At 57.2% G+C, this 1,613-nt stretch carries 3 protein-coding genes; all 3 read right to left on the bottom strand.

Annotated elements, in window-relative coordinates; all coding sequences use genetic code 11:
- Positions 1-391: 391 nt before the first annotated feature.
- Positions 392-958, bottom strand: coding sequence for a DUF2514 family protein (locus V0R60_RS26735; protein WP_330079391.1), 567 nt, complete (start codon positions 956-958; stop codon positions 392-394).
- Positions 955-1,449, bottom strand: coding sequence for a glycoside hydrolase family 24 protein (locus tag V0R60_RS26730; RefSeq protein WP_330079390.1), 495 nt, complete (start codon positions 1,447-1,449; stop codon positions 955-957). The genes V0R60_RS26735 and V0R60_RS26730 overlap by 4 nt, the downstream gene beginning before the upstream one ends.
- Before the next feature lie 59 nt (positions 1,450-1,508).
- The coding region (locus tag V0R60_RS26725) for a phage tail assembly chaperone (RefSeq protein ID WP_330079559.1) at positions 1,509-1,613 on the bottom strand (105 nt) is incomplete at its 5' end.

Raw genomic sequence — 1,613 nt, 5'->3', positions numbered from 1 at the left:
CCGATTGCACCGATGCACCGATGATGGATCGGGTCGATTAACGGGAAAGGCCCAGTGTTTACGGGGCCAAAATGACGCTTGAAGATTTGCTAAAGCAAAAAATCAGCAAGGAAGGCAGGTTGACCATCTAATTGGTCATTTTTTAGGCAGGATTAAACTGGCACTCCGGACTGGCACTACGGGTGTTTCTCTGTAGTCACCCAGAATCATCGCCTCCTTTATATAGGAGACCCTGGTGTTCCAATCTTCGGCAGGTCGGCGCCGCACATCTATAACCAAGCCCCTGGTTCAAATGCTGGCGGGAAGCTGTAGGTTAGCTTTGGAACAGAAGGTCACTTACAAAGCCAACAAATCTAGGCGCAAATAACGATTTAACCGTTTTATGCCTAGATTAGTTGGAATTATGCGATCCATTAGGATTGCGAGCCGTCCCACGAACCGCATCATATGTGCGCTCACATGAAAGCCCAGCTATTCGACTTCGCTCAAGCGCTGCCGCGCAGCTTCCCGCCATTCGGTCAGACTTTTCAAGCAATCCCCCGAGCACCACGACGGCAGAGGTTCCTGTCTCGCGCTGCTGGGTAGCGATGGTGTCGCAGGTTGCAGATCTGCCGGCCCGCAGTCGTTCGATTTCACCGCGCATCCCGTCAGCAGCAGACTCAGCAGTAGCGGCGCGACCTTCAGCCAGGCCCAGTTTTTGTCGTGCATTCTCACCTTCCTCATCCGCCGCTTTCTGCCGGCGCTGTTCTTCGTTTCTGGCCTGGGCGGCGGCGCGGCGGTCGCGCTCGGAGACCTCCAGGCGGTAGTCGGCCAAATCTCTCTTCACCTTGGCAGTCTCAACCTTGGCTGAATCAGTCTCGCCTTGGGAGTCCATCAGCCGATATTGCTGACCAGCACCCACAACCAGCACTGCAAGCAACCACCAGGCCCAGGCCGGGACCAGCTTTAGCCAAGTCATGCGAGGTCCCCGCCAGCGGCAATGAAATGCGCCAGCAGGTCATCAAGCTTATGCTCACGCTGCCCATACCCGGCGCCAGGCAGACTGGCCCAGATATTTCTGCACTTCTCGATCGCGGACTGGATGCGGCCTGCATGCACGTCTGGCAGTGCGCCGCGTTCCTTTATCAACTGCAGCGCCAGCGTGTCCTGGCTCACAGGGCCGAAGTCGGGAAGCTTCAGCAAATCGCGGTAATGCGGCCAGTAGCGCTGCAACTGCTGGTAGCGCCCGGCAGCGGTCGACTTCAAGCCTTTGGTGTTCACCTTGACCAGCACGCCCGGGTGGCTGGCATAGCTCTTGAAGGTGTTCGGGCTATCGATGCCTCCGACAACGACGTCATAGCCATCATCGCGGGAATGCTTGCTGGTTGAGGTGCCTTCGGACCAGGCCAGCATGTCGAGGAAGGCGAGCGCATTCTTGCTGCCCGCCAGTGAGTCAGAAATACGAGCCATGGGTTTCTCCAGGCAAAAATAAACCCGCTCGATGGCGGGTGCTTTGGGTGCGGAATAAGTCAGGCGGGAGGCGCTGGCCAGTCGATGGTATCGGGATAACCTGGCTGGTCCGGCACACGAATCAACGCAATGCGGTATTTTTTCCAGGCCTTGAGCTCAGCCGC

This window comes from Pseudomonas auratipiscis (assembly GCF_036324085.1).
GTDB lineage: Bacteria > Pseudomonadota > Gammaproteobacteria > Pseudomonadales > Pseudomonadaceae > Aquipseudomonas > Aquipseudomonas auratipiscis.
The sequence above is the reverse complement of the archived record's forward strand: the minus strand, read 5'-3'. Positions and strand labels throughout refer to the sequence as shown.